The 16,869-nt window shown below is 57.7% G+C and carries 12 protein-coding genes; 5 read left to right on the top strand and 7 right to left on the bottom strand.

The genetic code is table 11. The features are described 5' to 3' along the window. Positions 1-6: 6 nt before the first annotated feature. Positions 7-2,574, bottom strand: a complete 2,568-nt coding sequence (gene gyrA, locus F4Y00_07290; GenBank protein ID MYE04756.1) for a DNA gyrase subunit A — start codon at positions 2,572-2,574, stop codon at positions 7-9. A 377-nt stretch (positions 2,575-2,951) separates the two neighbouring features. Between gyrA and F4Y00_07285 the strand changes: the two genes are divergently transcribed. The 4 genes from F4Y00_07285 (at position 2,952) to F4Y00_07270 (ending at position 7,868) form a co-directional block, all read left to right on the top strand. After that, the gene (locus tag F4Y00_07285; GenBank protein ID MYE04755.1) at positions 2,952-3,827 is read left to right on the top strand and encodes a DUF3883 domain-containing protein; all 876 of its coding nucleotides are present in this window, start codon (positions 2,952-2,954) and stop codon (positions 3,825-3,827) included. A 228-nt stretch (positions 3,828-4,055) separates the two neighbouring features. After that, positions 4,056-4,547, top strand: coding sequence for a hypothetical protein (locus F4Y00_07280; protein MYE04754.1), 492 nt, complete (start codon positions 4,056-4,058; stop codon positions 4,545-4,547). 155 nt (positions 4,548-4,702) lie between these two features. Next, entirely contained in the window at positions 4,703-6,955 is a 2,253-nt protein-coding gene (locus tag F4Y00_07275) for a TonB-dependent receptor (protein ID MYE04753.1), read from the top strand. Continuing rightward, entirely contained in the window at positions 6,876-7,868 is a 993-nt protein-coding gene (locus F4Y00_07270) for a DUF4249 domain-containing protein (GenBank protein ID MYE04752.1), read from the top strand. Before F4Y00_07275 ends, F4Y00_07270 begins: the two co-directional genes overlap by 80 nt. Before the next feature lie 141 nt (positions 7,869-8,009). Here the strand turns inward: F4Y00_07270 and F4Y00_07265 are convergent, their stop codons facing one another. Beyond that, entirely contained in the window at positions 8,010-8,555 is a 546-nt protein-coding gene (locus F4Y00_07265; protein ID MYE04751.1) for an Hsp20/alpha crystallin family protein, read from the bottom strand. A gap of 126 nt (positions 8,556-8,681) precedes the next feature. Here F4Y00_07265 and F4Y00_07260 point away from each other — a divergent pair, with 126 nt between their 5' ends. Then, positions 8,682-9,764, top strand: coding sequence for an NAD-dependent epimerase/dehydratase family protein (locus F4Y00_07260; GenBank protein MYE04750.1), 1,083 nt, complete (start codon positions 8,682-8,684; stop codon positions 9,762-9,764). On the opposite strand, the gene F4Y00_07255 is transcribed toward F4Y00_07260, so the two are convergent. The 5 genes from F4Y00_07255 to F4Y00_07235 all read right to left on the bottom strand — a co-directional run bounded on the left by F4Y00_07255 (position 9,704) and on the right by F4Y00_07235 (position 16,732). Further along, the gene (locus F4Y00_07255) at positions 9,704-11,125 is read right to left on the bottom strand and encodes an MBL fold metallo-hydrolase (GenBank protein ID MYE04749.1); all 1,422 of its coding nucleotides are present in this window, start codon (positions 11,123-11,125) and stop codon (positions 9,704-9,706) included. The two genes, F4Y00_07260 and F4Y00_07255, sit on opposite strands and share 61 nt — an antisense overlap. 147 nt (positions 11,126-11,272) lie before the next feature. Then, a complete protein-coding gene (locus F4Y00_07250; GenBank protein ID MYE04748.1) occupies positions 11,273-12,991 on the bottom strand; it encodes a DUF4143 domain-containing protein in 1,719 nt (572 codons plus the stop codon). 317 nt (positions 12,992-13,308) lie between these two features. Then, positions 13,309-15,006: an aspartate aminotransferase family protein gene (locus F4Y00_07245; GenBank protein ID MYE04747.1), complete on the bottom strand. Its 1,698-nt coding sequence runs from the start codon at positions 15,004-15,006 to the stop codon at positions 13,309-13,311. 215 nt (positions 15,007-15,221) lie between these two features. Further along, positions 15,222-16,283: an outer membrane beta-barrel protein gene (locus F4Y00_07240; GenBank protein ID MYE04746.1), complete on the bottom strand. Its 1,062-nt coding sequence runs from the start codon at positions 16,281-16,283 to the stop codon at positions 15,222-15,224. Beyond that, positions 16,280-16,732 carry a DUF4399 domain-containing protein gene (locus F4Y00_07235; GenBank protein ID MYE04745.1) on the bottom strand — a complete coding sequence of 151 codons (453 nt, stop codon included), beginning with the start codon at positions 16,730-16,732 and terminating at the stop codon, positions 16,280-16,282. The genes F4Y00_07240 and F4Y00_07235 overlap by 4 nt, the downstream gene beginning before the upstream one ends. Positions 16,733-16,869 lie beyond the last annotated feature (137 nt).

Below are 16,869 nucleotides of genomic sequence, written 5' to 3'. Positions count from 1 at the left end.
GATCCGCTACTCTTCTTTCGCATTTTCCGCTTCTTCTTCTCCTTCCTCGTCGTTTTCCTCGATCACGAGGCGGGTGACGTCGGCGATAGCGTCCCCTTCTTTCAGGTTGATGAGGCGGACGCCCTGCGTATTCCGACCCTGCACCGAAATGTCGCCTACGTTCATGCGGATCATCAGGCCTTTCCGGGTTACGATCATCAGGTCGTCGTCGCCTACCACATCCCGGATGGCCACCAGCGGTCCCACTCTTTCCGTCGTTTTGAGCGTGATGCGCCCCATGCCGCCTCGTCCCTGCGGCGTGTAATCTTCCATGCGGCTGCGTTTTCCGTAGCCGTTTTCGCTGATGGCGAGAATCTCGCGTTCCCCGTTTTCCGTCACGACCATCCCGACCACATCTTCATCCCCACGCAGCGAAATGCCTCGCACGCCGCGCGTGTCGCGTCCCATGGGCCGGGCTTCCTTTTCGTCGAAGCGAATGGCCTTGCCGCCCGACGAAGCCAGAAACACATGGGCATTGCCGCTCGTCAGCCGGGCCTCGATCAGCTCGTCTCCCTCCACGATGGAGATGGCGATGATCCCCGACCGCAACGGGCGCTTGAAGGCTTCCAGCGCCGTCTTCTTGACCAGCCCCTTGCGCGTGGCCATCATGACGTAATGCGTTTTGCGGAACTCCTCGTCTGTGAACTGCGCTTTCGGCACCGCCAGCACGGCCCGCACGCGGTCCTCATGGTCGATCTGTATCAGGTTACGGATCGATCTGCCTTTGGCGGTGCGCGATCCGTCCGGTATCTCATAGACGCGCAGCGAGTAGCACTGGCCGTGATCGGTGAAATACAGCAGATAGTCGTGCGTGGATGAGACGAACATGTGCTCGACATAATCCTCGTCCCGTTTTCCGGTCCCTTTCATGCCCACGCCGCCCCGTCCCTGCTGACGGTATTCGGCAAGGGAGGTCCGTTTGATCAGCGCCTGGTGCGAGATGGTCACGACGACCTGCTCCTCTTCGATCATGTCCTCCATCTCGAACTCGCCCCCGCCCATGTAGTCGATCTCCGTGCGCCGCTCGTCGGCGTACTTCTCCCGGATATCGAGCAACTCGTCCTTGATGATCTGCATGCGCAGACCGCGTTCGGCGAGAATGTTTTCGAGACGGCCTATTTCCTCAAGGACGTCCCGGTATTCCTGCTCGATTTTCTGGCGCTCGAGGCCCGTCAGGCGGCTCAGCCGCAGCGCAAGAATAGCGTCGGCCTGGGGCTGCGTAAGCGAGAACATGGGGCCGTCCGCAGGCGGCAGGCCGAGTCGCTTGAGTTGCGCGGCCGTCAACTGGGCCGGATAGACCCCTTCCATCAGGTTGGCGCGGGCCGTGTCGGTATCCTCCGAATGGCGGATGATCGTAATGACCTGGTCGAGATGGTCGAGCGCGATCGTGAGGCCTTCAAGGATGTGCGCCCGATCCTGCGCCTTGCGCAGATCGAACCGGGTGCGCCGCTCCACGATCTCGTGCCGGTGCTTCACATAGTGCTGTACGGCGTCTTTCAGCGTGATGGTCTTCGGCCGGCCGTTCACCAGCGCCACCATATTCACGCCGAAGGACTGCTGGCACTGCGTGTATTTGTACAGCTGGTTCTGCACGACGAGCGGCATCGCGTCGTTTTTTATCTCGACCACGATGCGCAGGCCGTCGCGGTCGGATTCGTCGCGCAGGTCGCTGATGCCCTCGATGCGCTTTTCCTTGACATGGTGGGCGATTTTTTCGAGCAGCGAACTCTTGTTGACCTGGTAGGGGATTTCCGTAATGATGAGCGCGTCTCTCCCGGCTCGAATTTCTTCCTCGTGCATTTTGGCGCGCATCACAATGCGGCCGCGGCCCGTCCGGTACGCTTCCTGCACGCCTGCGTAGCCGTAGATGATGCCGCCCGTAGGAAAGTCGGGCGCCGGCAGGTGCTCCATCAGGCCATCGACGCCAATGGCGTCGTCGTCGATATAAGCAATGACGGCGTTGACCGTTTCCTTCAGATTATGCGGAGGGATTTTCGTGGCCATCCCCACGGCAATGCCGTCGGAGCCGTTCAGGAGCAGATTGGGAATCGCCGCAGGCAATACGGACGGTTCTTCGAGGGAGCCGTCGAAGTTCTCTTGAAAATTGACGGTTTCCTTCTGGATGTCCCGGAGCATTTCCTCCGCGATGCGCGTCATCCGGGCTTCCGTATACCGCATGGCGGCGGCGGCGTCTCCGTCGATCGAGCCGAAGTTACCCTGTCCGTCCACGAGCGGGGACCGCATGGAGAAATGCTGGGCCATGCGCACCATGGTGTCGTACACCGAACCGTCCCCGTGCGGGTGGTACTTCCCGAGCACTTCCCCGACCAGGCGGGCGCTTTTCTTGTAGCCGGCCCCTGCCGTCAGGCCCAGATCGCTCATTCCGTACAGCACGCGCCGGTGTACGGGCTTGAGCCCGTCGCGGATGTCCGGCAGCGCCCGGCTTACGATCACCGACATCGAATAATCGATGTACGAGGACTTCATTTCCTCCTCGATATTGATCGGGATGATCCGCGAGTCGTCCTGTTCCATATGGATTGCGTGCCGGTTGGAATTGCCTCGATGTTTCCCGGAGGAAATCCGGGAAAGACCCTATCGCTGTAAAATACGAAATTCGGCCCTGTGCTGCAACTTTTCGGCCCTTTCCTAAAACTTCACAAGTCCTTGATATGCAAGGAATTAAAGGAAAATTTCGTGAAGGGGTGACAGGAGAGGGGGCGGGAGGTGCGAGATAGGGGCGCCGGGCGAAAAATCAAGACGCTGTATTCAGGGCATAATCCGGCTTGTTCTGCTTGACAGGGCAGGCTCCGGGATGTATTCTTTTACACGAAAAGCGCCATGCAGGGTGTTCTGCCTGGCTCGTAAGATTATACTCTGGAAGCCTTTTTGATTTTCCCAAACCTTGATAGATGCCCCGAGGCGATACATGGAGCAGGGTGGAGTGTGAAGCGATCGTTGCCGATTATATCGATATGTTGTCGCGCGAATGTCGTGGAGAGCCCTTTATTAAAGCGGAGCATCTTCGAGTGCTGCAAGGGAAGCTGAATAACAGGTCTGAGGGGGCCATAGAATTTAAACATGGGAATATATCCGCGATCTTATTGGAGGAAGGTCACGTGTATATACGAGGTTATCGCCCCGCGAAAAATTATCAAAGACTGTTACGGGACGTGGTAATAGACAGGCTGGGCAAAGAAGAAAATAACCTGATTACCCAAGAAGATAAACTGAATCAGGAAAGGGGCATGTTATTTGATGGGTCATTTTTTGACGAGGTTCTTGTTGATCCTCCGGAGAAAAAAATTACGCCTCCAAGAAAAGACATTGTATCGGGGCCTGCTCTCGGGTATACCGCTCGACCGCGCCGTATCGACTACGCCGCGCGGGAAGCGCGTAACAGACAACTCGGTGAACGAGGAGAGGAATTTGTGTTGGAATATGAAAAATTTCGTCTGCGGCGTGCTGGGCGCGACGATTTGCTTTCCGACGTAGAATGGACAAGCAAGGAGAAGGGCGATGGCGCGGGGTATGACATCCGTTCGTTTGATGGTGAAACGGATGATAAACTGTTTATCGAAGTGAAAACCACCAATAGCGGTATGTATCAGCCATTTTTAATTACACAGAACGAAGTTGCCTTTTCGGAGAAAAAGGAATCGCAGTATGCATTGTATCGACTGTTTTCTTTTAGCCGCGATCCTCGTATGTTCTCGCTTCCGGGATGTATTAAGCAGCATGTTGCTCTTGCCCCACAGCTGTATAGGGCAGAGGTGGGTCGGTTTTGATTGGGCAGATTTCGGCGGATCTCGCCGGGCTCCAATGATCCGCTTTATCCCTTTTGAGTAATTTCTACTCATAAAAGGGTATTAAAGGCGCATTTTTCTGTCCCACGAGTTTTTTTTCTGCTTGGCTTCCTGGTAACTTCGGTGGCCCGAAAAAAGATGTGGCCCTTGTCGTGGTCATCTCAGAGCATGAAATGGGTGTCCCTATTAACGAAAATAACCCCTACAACCATGCAGACGGACTATCAGAAAGTCATCCATCCGCTTGTTGACCACATACGGGAAATCCAGTGGCAGTACAAGCAGGAGCCGTGCAACACAGACAACGTGTTTAACGACTACCGGAACAAATACCTTGAACAGTACGACTGGTATTATCCGTACGATCAGGAAGTTGGCCCGGACGAGATAAGGCGTTCTTTCCGCGTTCAGGCGACCACTAACGACAGCAATGTGGGTATTAAGGGCGAGTACAAGCCCATGACGAGGGAGGTGGCCCATTATATCGTTGAACTTGGCGGCACGGTGGTTGACCGTGCCGACGTCAAGGAGTGGGACGACGAGGTTATCTTATGGCTGGTCGCTATGCTTGCGCCGGACCCGGCGTACATCGTGCCGTACACGGAGCTTATCCCGAAGACGGAGAATGCTCAAGGCAACATTTACACCGGCCTTCCCGACTCGGATTTAACCCATAGGTTGCCAAATGAGCAGATACGTTAGCGGTCTTTATCGCAAAAGCCCATCGGCAATTCATGCCGAGATGGTCCAGAGCCCGTTCGAGCAAGGCATCCCATCCCCCGGAACCTTTCCCGGCGCCGGGCTAAAACAAGATGCCCCCTCTTTTCCCTGTCATGCCGTCGCGGCAGCCGCTGTTCATGCGTATTTCGTATTGTCTCCTGCCGGCGCTTCTGTCTATGTTGATTACAGGAGCAACACTTGCTCAGGATAGCGCCTCGCTCAGCGGCTATGTCCGCGACGCCACGTCCGGGGAAACACTGCTCCTGGCGAATGTGCGGGTGGAGGGTACGTTGATCGGCGCCGCCACCAATAACTCGGGGTATTACACAGTAACGAACATTCCTCAGGGTGCCTTGACGGTTGCGGTGTCCTACATCGGGTATCGTACGGAACGCGTCGAGCTCGAACTGGCCCCGGGCGAGCAGCGCCGGCTGGATATCGAACTGCTTCCGGAAGAGCAGGACATCGAGGAAATCACGGTCACCGGGGAGCGGGAAGAACTGTACGAAGCCCGCAAGGTCGGCGTACAGCAGCTCCAGACGCAGCTCATCAAGTCGCTTCCGGCACTTCTGCAGCCGGACGTATTCCGATCCCTGCAACTGCTGCCCGGCGTGAAAGCGGCTTCGGATTATTCCAGCGGTCTCTATATCCGAGGTGGCGGTCCGGACCAGACGCTCATTCTGCTCGACCGCACCACCATCTACAACCCGTCGCATTTCTTCGGGGTGTTTTCAACGTTCAATCCGGACGCCATCAAGGATGTGCGGCTCTACAAGGGCGGGTTCCCTGCCGAGTACGGCGGGCGTCTGGGTTCGGTCGTCGATATCTACAACCGCGACGGCAACCGGCGCGAATTCGACGCCGGCCTCAGCATCGGTTTGCTTTCTTCGCGGGCGATGGTCGAGGGGCCGTGGAACCGGGGTTCCTATATGCTGGCGATGCGGCGCTCCACCGTCGAGCCGCTATTGTATTTTTTGCGCCAGTCCGGGACGGAGGGTATTCCGGACGCGTTTTACTTTGTGGACGTGAACGGGAAATTCAATTTCGACCTGTCGAACAGGGACCTTATTTCGCTTGCGTTCTACGCCGGGCAGGATGTGCTCGATATCGAAATCGTGGATGATGCATTTGCAAGTATCCGGTACGGGAACAGGACGCTGAGCGTGAACTGGACTCATCTTTTTTCGCAGGAGCTCTTTTCCAACTTTACGTTCACGGGGTCCCGGTATTTCAACACGCCGAGGATCGAACTGGCGGCCACGCCTATCGAGAACGAAAATACGGTAGACGATATTTCCGTCAAGGGCGATTTCGAATATATCCCCGGCGGGAATATTTCGGCGAAGGCCGGTTTCTGGTCAGGATTTCTGACCTTGCGTTTCCGCACGGATTTCAACGAGGAAACGGCGATCGATTGGCTTACCCGGAGCGTGTATACCTCTGCGTATGCGCAAACCAGTTGGCGACCGACGCCCCGCATGACTGTCGAAGGCGGCGTCCGGGGCAATTATTTCGAGGAAGGCGGGTTTTTCCGGGCGTCGCCCCGCCTGTCGTTCGAATACGAACCGACGCCGGCTTTGCGGCTTCAGGCCGCCTACGGGAGGTACTACCAGTTTCTTACGCTCATAACCAGCGAACTTGTACCGGGGTTCGACACTTGGCTGGCCACCGGAGAGGGGGTACGCCCTTCGCACGGCAATCAGGCTGTAATCGGCATGAAACACATCTCGCCGTTCGGCTTCAATCTGGATGTGGAGGCCTATTACCGCACGATGGAGAATCTCTTTGAATGGGATCCTTTCATACAGGACGTGGGGGGGCTGGCCTATTCCGAGTTGTTTCGTGTCGGGGACGGCCGTGCCTATGGCCTTGAAACGACCCTGCAGCGCTCGCAAGGGCGCTTGAACGGGTTCGTGGCCGGCACGCTGAGCCGGACCGAGCGGCGGTTTCCGATCGTCAACGATTTCAGGTTTTATCCGCCCAAATACGATCGGACACTGGACGTGAAGACGGTGCTCAATGTCGAAATATCGCGCGCTTTCCGGGCCAGCGCTGTCTGGATCTATGCGACCGGCCAGGCCTACACCGAACCGCTCGGGCAATACCGCCTCGTGAATTCACCGTTCGATTCGGATTGGTACAATGTACTGGTCACGAAATACAACAATCGTCGCCTGCCCGCCTATCACCGGCTGGATCTCGGCGTTTCCTGGCGCACCACATTGTTCGGGGCGGGTTTCGAACTGCAAGCGCAGGTGCTCAACGCATACAACCGGCGCAATATCTGGTTTTATTTCTTCGATTTCACCGATGCGGCGGATATCGTACGCAACGACATACCGCAGATTCCCGTGCCGCTGCCGAACATCTCGTTCACCTTCGATTTCTGACATGCGCTCGACCTCAGCATGGATATTCGTTCTTGCGGCGACCGCTTTTGCGGCGGCGTTGTCCGGTTGCGACACCGTCGATCCGCCGGCGTTCGAGGAAGAGATCGTCGTGGAAGGCTATCTCGAAGCCGGACAACCTGTCGGCTATGTTACCGTGAGCCGGACGCTCCCGGTCAACGAAACCTACGATCCCGCTGTCCAGGGCGTGCCGGACGCTACAGTGCGCATTGAACTGCTCGAAAATGGAGGCAACGGCGTTGAGACATCCTGGGATTTGTTTGCTCCTCGCCCGGCTTCCGGGCGATACCGCACGCGGGAGGTAGTGGATGTGTTGCCGCTCCGGGCGTACCGCCTTGTCGTGGACGTTCCCGGAGCCGGAACGGTCACGTCGGAAACGACGGTGCCTGCCCTTTTCCGTTTTGTGGATATGGAAGAACGCACGTTTGTGTACGATGCAGACGAAGCGCCTCTGTTCGAGATTACGGAGCCCTTCTATCCCGGCCGCCAGAGCATTTTTCTGATCACCACGGTTTCACTCGAGCCCGATACGACGAATCTGACCCCGTTCGCCGATGCCATCGGCGAAGATGTTTTTACGCTTCGAGAGACCTTGTCGCCGCCTCTGAACGGCGAAAATTTCGACCGGACGCCGAGCGGCGGGATGCTCATCCGGTATCCGTGGATCGGGCTGGCCTTTTATGGCCTCAACGAGATGCGGATTCAGGCGATCGACGACAACGTATTCGATTTTGTGCGTTCGAATGCGGTACAGCAGGGGGGCCAGGGCGGTTCGACCTTAGCACCGGGCGAAGTGCCTAATGTGATCGATCATGTGGAGGGCGGGCGCGGCCTGTTCGGCAGTTTCGCAACCGCTTCCGTACGGTTCCGGGTGTTGCCCAATCCGGATCGGTAGCGCCGGAGTAACGGGTTGCGGGTCCGCGCTGCCCCGAACCATGTCTATGTATACGTACGCAAAAAGCCCGCACGGGGCAGTCCCGCGCGGGCTTATGCATGGTTTCGCCGGCCTGAGCCGACCGGTTGTGTACGATCCGCGTTACGACACCGCGATGCGGTGCGGGCGGCGGGCCTCCTCCTTCGGAATGCGGATGGTCAACACTCCGGCTTCGTAGGAAGCTGCGATGCGTCCTCCGTCGCCGGTCGCCTTCGGCAAGCGATAAGAGAACCCGAACTTTCCGCGGACCCTGTCGGCGCGAACCGATGTCTCGCTCTCATCGAGGGCGGGAAGCTCCCGTTCGCCGCTCACGGTCAGCACGTTCTCCTGCCAGTGAATGTCGAACGTGTCCTTGGCCATGCCGGGCGCGTCCGCGTGGAGGATGTATTCCTCCTCCGATTCCGCGATGTCCACGCGCGGGGACCAGTTGGCCGTTTCGGTGCGCAGGTTTCCGAAGCTTCTCGTGGGGAAAAAGTCGTGAAAGAGCCGGTCGATCTCATGCTGCATGTTTTGCAACCCGCTGACCGGCGTGAAACGTACCAGGTTGTTCATGACGTACCTCTCATAAGGATGGTGGGTTGTTGTGTGAATGTTGCTTTCGTGTTGATCAAAGGCTGTGCCAATGCGAAAAGTGTGACAAAATGGCATAGATATATCCTGCCGTGCATCACGCCAATGTGGATTTTTCAGAGTCGCAGCAACGGATTCCGTTCGCAGTTATGGGCTATCTTTGATCCGGCTTCGACACAACTTTCAATCTTCCGAAAAACACCCATGCAAATCGACACATCTTCCCCGGTCATGATTACCGGCGCCACCGGATATGTGGCTGGCTGGATTGTCAAAGATCTTCTCCAGGCGGGCGTCACCGTGCATGCGCCGGTCCGTGATCCGGACAATGCGGACAAGTTGCAATACCTGAACAGGATTGCGGAAAGCACGCCGGGCGCGATCAAATACTTCAAGGCGGATCTGCTCAGCGAGGGGTCTTACGCGGATGCGATGGCCGGTTGTTCGATCGTTTTTCACACGGCCTCACCCTTCCGGATCGAGGTTGCGGATCCCCAAAAAGAACTGGTTGATCCGGCGCTGCTCGGCACCCGAAACGTACTGGAAGAAGCCAACCGTACACCCGGTGTGCAGCGCGTGGTGCTTACCAGCAGTTGTGTTGCCATTTACGGCGACAGCGCCGATCTGGAAAAAACGCCCAACGGGGTGTTCACGGAAGAGATATGGAATACCACCTCCAGCATTGATCACCAGCCGTATTCCTTTTCGAAAACGGTTGCCGAGAAAGAGGCCTGGAAAATGGCCGGGGCGCAGAACCGGTGGAAACTGGTCGTCATCAATCCCTCGCTGGTGCTTGGCCCCGGGATCAGTCCCCACGGAACATCAGGCAGTTTCGATCTGGTGCGTCAGTTAGGGGATGGCACCTTGAAAGCGGGAGTCCCGGATCTGCGTATCGGAGCGGTCGATGTGCGTGATCTGTCCCGGGCGCATATCGCTGCGGCCTATCTGCCCGACGCCGAGGGGCGTCACATCGTATCGGGCCATAATACGACCTTTCTGGAGATGGCCGGAACGCTGCTCGACAAATACGGCAAAGACTATCCGGTTCCGCGGCGGACGATGCCCAAATGGTTGATCTGGCTCGTGGCGCCCATGGTAAGCAAAGGCATGACCCGCAAGATAGTGTCCCGGAACATCGGACATCCCTGGATAGCCGACAATTCCAAAAGCAAGCGTGTCCTCGGCGTGACGTACCGCCCGCTGAAAGAGTCCATGACGGATTTCTTTCAGCAGATGATCGATAGCGGGGCGTTTGAGAAGAGGTCGTTCACCACCACGGGGCAGTAACCTTCGCGCTTCAGGTAGGAAACGGCGGCGGAAGCCCGTCCGCCGGTGCGGCAGTGGACGAGGATCTCCCGGTCTCGGGGAAGTTCGCCCGGATGCGCAGCAAGACGGGTATGTGCGATGTGGACGGCGCCGTTCAAGCGGGATTGCGCGAACTCCTCGGCCGTGCGGACATCAAGGATCAGGGCGGACTTTTCTGTCTGGCGCAGAGGCACGTCCCGAAAGCTGATCGCGTCGATTCGGGCAAGGCGATCGCCTGTCTTTCGATATGCGGCAACCGCCTCGGGCGGCGCCCACCCGGTTACGCGGTCCAGGCCGATACGGATCAGGCACCGAACAGCGTCTTCAAGTTCAGTTTCATGGCAGAGGAGCACGATTTCGCGATCCGGATCGATATAAGAGCCGGTTACCGTGGGAAAAGACTTGTTGACCGGTGCATAGATCGAACCCGGAATGTGGCCGGCGTAGTAGTCTTCGCGGTCGCGTCGGGTATCCACCAGCACCGTGCTGCCGTCCGAAGCCCTGATTCGTAATGTTTCTTCGCTGAGGCGCGGAGGAGAGGGCAATTCCCCGAGGAGTGCAGGTCCCCGACGGTTCTCTTCCTTCATGCGCGCAAAGTACGCAGGGGGGTCCGGTTGTCCCTTGAGGATGAAGTCCACGAAGGCCTTTTTTCCCTTACGCGCCGCGCCCAGGGCCGGATTGAAGCGGATTTCGTAGCCAACGGTGCTGCCGGGAACGGCTGCCAGTGTTTTTCCGCACATGCTTCCGGCGCCGTGGCCGGGCCAGATACGCAAGTATTCGGGCAGACGGAAGATGCTTTGTGCGGAGACGTAGAGATCGTGGGCTGCAGGCTTCATCGTATCAGCCTTTCCGACCGCCGACTCCAGAAGGTCGGGCCGCCCAAGGTCTCCTGCAAAAATGAAATCGCCCGAGAAAATTCCCATCGGTTCGTCGGCGCCCGCACCCCGGTCGGTGACCTCAAACGCAAGGTGTTCGGGAGTGTGACCGGGTGTGTGCAGGGTGCGGAAGTCCACTCCCCCGACGTTGAAGCGGTCCCCGTCCCGCAACAGGGTGACCGCGCTGCAGCCGTCCGCCCACTCGTACTTCCAATCTGTTCCGCCCTCGCCCGACAGGTAGGCACGACACCCGTAACGCTCGACGAATTCCCGGCATCCCGAAAGGAAATCCGTGTGAATGTGTGTTTCGGCCACCGCTACGACCCGGAGGTCCTCGCTATGCGCCCACTTCAGGTAGCGGTCGATGTCGCGCTCCGGGTCAATGACAAGGGCCTCGCCAGTGCGCCGGCATCCCACCAGATAGGCGTACTGCGCGAGCTGAGGATCGCTGATTTGCCGCAAAACCACGATTCGATTCCCCCGATTTTTTCTGTGCGGGCGGCTCGCGGGGTACTGACCAGTGGAGCGCCTTCGCCTGTTGCGCCTCGCGGCGTTCGGCGCCCTCTGGCATAATGCAGAAACCCCGGAACGGAAGCATTATGCTTGCATGCTATTTTAAGATATATTCGCCGCTCTGTCAAAGGGGGGGTATGGATGATACTCCGCCAGTGCCGAGTGGCCTATAATATCGACGATGCGCACCAGCATCTCTTTGCCATTGGCGTCCTTCAGGTACATTTTTTCTCCCGGCAGAAAGGAAACGGGTTGCTGCTTGCCGCCGTTGATGGCGATGTTGTCTGCATAAAGATAGGTCCGGTCCAGATTGTCCCGTATGGGGTTCAGGCGTCCTGCCAGGCCCGGGATGTACCCGGTTGCTTTCTCAAAAATAACTGCGCCGCCACCGGACAATGCCGTCATATCAATATGCAGTGCCTGTTCGGCGGGTATCCAGGCTTCTACCAATTGCGCCGTGAATCCCTTGGCTGCTACGAATACGGTCATTGGCAGGGCGTGGGCGTACAGATCGAAATGCGCCTCGCCGTTCTCGCCGGTGATTCCGCGTTTCCAGGTTTTGTTGGGAAACAGCGTGAGTACATCGGCGCCGGCGAGCGGCTCGCCATCGGCAAATACATACACCGAAGGTTTGATATCCGGTAAGGCCACCACACGGAGCATGCGCCATGGAATCAACCGTCCGTCGGTGCGCTGTTGGAATTCTTTCCCTCCATAGGCGACCGCCACGTCGCAGTCACGGGATGAATCCTTGAGATGCCGCCGAACACGCCGTGCGCCGTCGAGCAAGCTTTTGGAGGGTGTTTCCGTGGATTTGGCTTCCAGCAGGATCAAGCGATCCGGTTGCTCCATCAGCAGGTCGACTTCGGCGCCGTTTTTGTCACGATAGAACGAGAGACCATGCATGGTGCTGGTGCCCATACCTCGATGAATGCGGTGTTTCAGAATCTCCGAAATCACCCACGTTTCGAAGATAGCCCCGCGTAAGGGGTGCGAGTGCAGTTGCTCCGCTTGCCGGATGCCCAGCAGCCAGCAGGCCAGACCTGTGTCGTAGAAATACAGTTTGGGCATTTTGATCAGACGCTTGCGCAGGTTGGCGCTGAAGGCAGGCAGGCGAAATGTGATGTAACTCGCCTCCAGAATGCCGAGCCAGGCTCTGGCGGTTGGCTGCGAAATGCCGCAATCATTAGCCAGAGACGAATAGTTGAGCAGTTGCGCCGTGCGCCCGGCGCACAATTCTACGAATCGTTGAAAGGTGATGAGATCCCCGATATTGCTGAGCGTTCGGACATCTCTTTCCAGATAGGTGGCCACGTAGGAACGGAGCCAGACCGACGGCTCGAGTTTTTGATCGAAGATGCGAGGATAGCCGCCGCTGAAAAGCACCTCTTCGAGGTTTGCGGGGTGTTCGGCAAAGCGACCGATCTCGTCCCAGGTCAAAGGAAGTAGCTGATGTACTTCGGTTCGGCCGGCCAAGGATTGGCTGACCGATTCCAGCAGGGAAAAATTTTGCGATCCGCTGAGTATCCAGCGGCCGGGAGCCGGATCATTGTCGATAATGCCTTGCAGATAGGAGAGCAGATCGGGGGCACGCTGGACTTCGTCGAGGATGACGCCCTCCGGGAATTGCGCCAAAAAAGCCCGAGGGTCGTCCATTGCGAATACCCGGTCGTCCGGAAATTCGAGGCTTACATACGGATGTTCGGGAAAGACCGACTGGCATAGGGTCGTCTTTCCACTTTGCCGGGGCCCGGTGAGCGTGATCGCCGGCGCCCGGGTTGCCGCGCTGGCAAGTTCTGCGGCCAGATTTCGACGAATCATGAGATTAGAGTGTCTAATGTATTAGGATAATTCAAAATACAAATTTTAATTAGGCGATGTCAATATTTATTTTCAAAGTCTTTTTCAAATTACTTATTCGCAAAATACTACTCGAATCCCAACGATTGCAGGTTTTCCAGGATCAAGGTATCCATTAGTACGCCTTCTTCCTGCCACCTGTCCGGTTGCGCAATGAGGCGTTGCATCTTCTTGGCGAACAACTCACCGCTCTCAGGCAGTGGTTTCACGTTCGCATATTAGCTCACTACCCGGCATCACCAGCCCGTAGCAACTCCGTTTCGCTTAACCCCGCCCCCTCACGAAGCAAACCAGTGCAGAATCTTTCGGTCCTTTCTGGATGCCGTGTCTTGTCGCAACTGTCCCCGCGCCTCCAGCACTTTCTCCACGATGATTTCCAGGTTCTCATGGTCCACGAACGGGGACATGATATAGGATTTCAGGGCCACGATGGGTTCCCCGTAGATGGTGTGCCGGTAGCAGTCCGTCAGGGAAAGTAACACGCCCCGGCCCGCCATGGCTTCCTCGTGCACATACGCTGAGACCTTCCGGTTATAGTTGTTGTACGCGAGCAGGGCGTTCCGATAGGCGGGGTCCGTGAATTCCTTCCGCCTGTTCGTGAAGGTCGCAAAGGCTTCCTTGCCGGGGGGATATACCCGGAACAGCGTCACGGGCCCGTAATTATCCCGGTTCAGCACGATAATGCCTTCGTGCCCTTCGAGGTGTTCGCGCAGCAACTGGGCCATCTCCACGAGATGTCCGATCAGGGCGCGTATGCCCTGCACGCCAAGCAAGCGGTAATTGGCGAGCGCCGCCATGGGACCTGTCGCCGCCCGGGACGTTTCCAGGGTATACATCCCCGGCTTGTATTCCCCGAATTGATAGAGATACGGCATCTGCTCCCGGTCGCGTTTCAGCAACCGGAGGTCTTTGTAGTCCTTGACGAGCACGAGGCTGGATATGTAGGGCGTAAAACCGGTCTTGTGGAAGTCCACGCCCACGGAGTCGGCGAGCGGAAGCTCCCGTATCCGCCTGCATGCGCCTGCGAGCGCCCGCAGGGTGCGGGGCCGGAAGCCCAGCTCGTTCTTCTCGAAATCGTAGTCATTGAAGACCGACCAGGCCCATCCGATCACGGCGTCGGCATGCACATGCGGACGATAGGGCAGATCGAACTCCTCGACCAGCCTGTCCCGAAGCGCCACGATAGCCTGCAGATCGTCCACGCCGAAGGCGTCGGTGCTGCCCATCGTCGCAATGAAGGCCGCGATCTTTTTGCCGTCCTGCAGCGCCTTGCACGCCGCTTCCTCGAGCAGGTGCAAATCGATTTCGTTTTCGGGGGTCGTGGGAATCGAAACCACTTGATCCGAGCCTATGCCGACCCATCCTGCAATGCTGTACGCGCAGTAATGGCCTGTATCCGCCACAAACACTACCGCCTCTTCGGACAATCCGCGGCGTAAGGTTCCCGGACACGCTTTTTCCAGGCCGATCCGGATTCCGTACAGCGAAGTGCCGGTGCCACCGAACGTGAACACGCCGGCGGCCTCTTTCTGATCGTATCCGATCAGCCCGGCAGTGATGCTGGCGGCCTCGACCTCGGCCAGCGCAAAGAGCCGACTGTGTTCGTCCCACCCCAGATTCGGGTTGTGCAGCGCGGCGAGCAATACCCCGATCACGCTGGGAATGGAGGGTGGACAAATGACGTTCTGCTGTGTGCGGGGATGCCCGACGACCGTCATGCCCCGCAGGTAGCTTACGAGTTCGGATGCGACCTCTTCCACCGAGGACATGTCCTCGGGTAATCGGGCGTGTCTTGCCTGCTCGTAGTCGGGTTTGACGACGGCGCCGAGCATCGGCAAATGCATTTTCAGGGCATCCACCTGGTTCAGCGCATTCATAAACGAATGCACGAGATACGAGTCGTGAATCCGGTCGGAAGTCGGCTGAGGAAACGCGAGCCGGATATCCTTGATAATTTCTCTATAAGGCGCGGCCATATCTTACCTCTCTTTTTTAAATCACAATACTCCGCCGGGAAAAATTCAACCGGCGCCCTCTTTGTACTTTATACGAAAACGGGTTCCCGATAGATGCGGGGGAGAGAGGAGAATTCGTGGCCGGCCGAGCGGCCGGGCAGGAGCCGGCGCAAACAGACCTGTCCGCCGGATTCGGCGGGCTCGCGACATGTCAGGAAAGCAACGCCCTTCGGGCGTCAGAGAGAATACCTGAGTCCGGCTGTCATGACCCAGCGACTTACGCCGCTTACCATGAAATCGCTCGTAAACGGCGTCACGCCGTCGGAGCGAACAGGGTCATGATCCCGGATTTGTGTCCATAGATTGTCGTTATCATCGAAGCTGAAGGAGGGTATCCAGCGCACCTTTGCGATGATCGAAACGTTGTCGCGCAGCGCGTAATCCATGCCTACTGCTGCCTGAAATCTCCAACCGGTATTTTCCAGTTCGGCGTCTATGTGGCTGAGCGTGCCCGCAGCGGCCATCTGCCACGGTTCCGGCCCGAGATCGCTTCTGCGCAGGAATCTGGCTGAGTAGTGCATGGTCGTCGAGGCCAGACCCACGCCGCCCCCGATATAGGGCGTTAGTCGCGAGCCGGTCCGCAGATCGTACCAGGCGTTGAGGAAAACATGATGGGTGCTCAAGCCATAGAGCCGTTCCGAGGGAGGATCGTTTGCATCCCATTCGCTGCTCTTTTGATCAAGGACGTCATCACTGTCCGAACCCAGGGAAATGGCCCGATTATGCGAACCCTGGCGGCGGTTGAGGTATTCCACTTCAATACGCAGCCTGTTGCGGAGTGCATACCCCAGCGATGTGCTTCCGGCGAAGCTCGCGCCGGGAACGAATATGGCGTCTATGTAGGATATTTTCCCCGCCGCGCACTCTCCGCCGGTCGGCGCCGCGCCGGGGGCATAAAAAAACGGATCGCACCGGGTCGGATGATTCAAGAAGATATGAGAAATGTCGAGATGGCCCGACAGGGAAACGCCTGCTTCGAGTCCGATATAAAACCGGTTGGCTGTCAGGGTAGTCCTTTTGGTCGTTTCCGGCAGAGCCCCTGAATCGTAGCCGAACGTGTTGTCCGCGAAGTCGCTTCCGATCGCTGCTCCGTCTCTGGGACTCGTGCGGTGCGCCGGGTCGGGGTCAGGTGCGACGGCACCGGATATATTCTGCGCCAGAGCCGCTTGGAGAGAAATCCCGCCGATTACAAGCAGGCAGCAAACGATTTTTGCTATGGCGCGAAGAGAATCCCTCACTCCACCGTCACCGTGATTTTCTCCGACATCACCGGCGCATCGTGGGGGATGTGATTTTTGTCCCCGACCAGTAGTTGCAGGGTGTACACGCCCGGTTCCAGTTCAAGGGTCGTTTCCGTCTGGCCCATGCCGAAGTGGAGATGGGTTTCGTCGGTAGGGATGGGCATGTCCATGGGGGGCAGCTCTTCCGCATTGACCAGCAGGTGATGGTGTCCGGTGTCGGGGTAGTCGATGCCTGCGGGGGCCACGCCCATGCCTTTCAGGCCGAACACGACATGTACTTTGCCGCCCTCTATCGTGGCGCCGTCTTCAGGGCTGATGATATATACCGAAGCGCCTTCGGGCGCGTCGGTGCGGGGCATGTCCTGCGCGAAGGCTGCTTGCGAAAGGAGTCCGCCGGCGGTGAGCAGGCAAAAGGCGATTTTAGCGATGGAGCGAAAGGAAGTCATCGTAAGAAAAGGGCAAGGTTCGTAATGAAAAACACGCTGCCATGAAGCGGGGCAGGCGATCACAATGCATCAAGCGCAAAATAGGCGTTTGCGACTTCTTCGTTCAAGAGATTTCCTCGAATCATTTCAGGACTGCA

This window comes from Bacteroidetes bacterium SB0662_bin_6, from assembly GCA_009839485.1.
Lineage (GTDB): Bacteria > Bacteroidota > Rhodothermia > Rhodothermales > VXPQ01 > VXPQ01.
This window is presented reverse-complemented; position numbering and strand designations above follow the sequence as displayed.